The sequence below is a fragment of the Oleiphilus sp. HI0066 genome, from assembly GCF_001635725.1.
This window is the reverse complement of the sequence record NZ_LWFH01000126.1, coordinates 1-1,079: the sequence shown is the minus strand read 5'-3', so window position 1 is coordinate 1,079 and position 1,079 is coordinate 1. Positions and strand designations below refer to the sequence as shown.

1 pseudogene is annotated in these 1,079 nt (G+C 48.7%); it reads left to right on the top strand.

The window, feature by feature from the left end:
* Window positions 1–1,079 (top strand): annotated as a pseudogene (locus A3738_RS02355) (DNA polymerase III subunit gamma/tau); the annotation flags it as partial.

Below are 1,079 nucleotides of genomic sequence, written 5' to 3'. Positions count from 1 at the left end.
TAAGATCTATCTGATCGACGAAGTACACATGCTGTCGACGCATAGTTTTAATGCCTTGCTGAAAACTCTGGAAGAACCGCCAGAGCATGTGAAATTCTTATTTGCGACCACCGATCCTCAAAAATTACCGATTACGATCCTATCACGTTGCCTTCAGTTCAATCTGAAGAATATGACGCCGGAAAGAATCGTTCATCACTTGAAGTTTGTTTTATCACAAGAGCAAGTCAGTGCCGAAGATGCCGCATTATGGGCGATAGCTCGGGGTGCTGATGGCAGTATGCGTGATGCCTTGAGTCTGACGGATCAGGCTATCGCCTATACCCAAGGTCAGTTAGGTGAAACCGCCGTGAGTGCCATGCTTGGTACAGTGGACCAGAAGAAGGTGTATCGTTTACTCGACATGCTTGTAGCGCGTGATGCAAAAGCAATGCTAGGCGTTGTAGCTGAGCTAGCAGAATTTGCGCCCGATTACGCCTCAGTGCTTGAGGTCTTGGTTTCGGTGTTTCACAGAGTTGCCATTGAACAGGCAGTAGCTGGTGCAACGGATAATAGCCAAGGCGATCAGGAGCGTATCACCTTTTATGCGCAAAACTTAAGTGCAGAAGATGTGCAGCTTTACTATCAAATTGCGCTAGTGGCGAGAAAAGACTTAGCGATTTCACCGGACGCGCGCTCAGGGTTCGAAATGGCTTTGTTACGCATGATGGCATTTTGCATGGCACCACCTACTAAGCCGGTGACGCAGGCACTAGCGCCTGAGGTTTCAACGACACATGCGCCGCCAGCTCATGAAGTTCAGGGTGAGGTTGAAACTGCTTCAAGTGAAGCCGATGTGAGTGATCAAACGAGTGTACAGCCAGAGCCTCTGACAGTGAATTCTGAAGTAGCAGAAATGCAGCAGGAATCAGAGCAGACTTCAGAGTCGCAAATAGAACCGCAAAACGATGTTGCCGCAGCGCCTGTTGAGCAAGTTCCTGCATATATGAACGAAGCTCCGCCATTGCAAGATGAACATCCTGCACCTGCAATAGACAATCAGCAAAGCTTGGTTGAAGAGCCTGTCGAAGCAATGATTG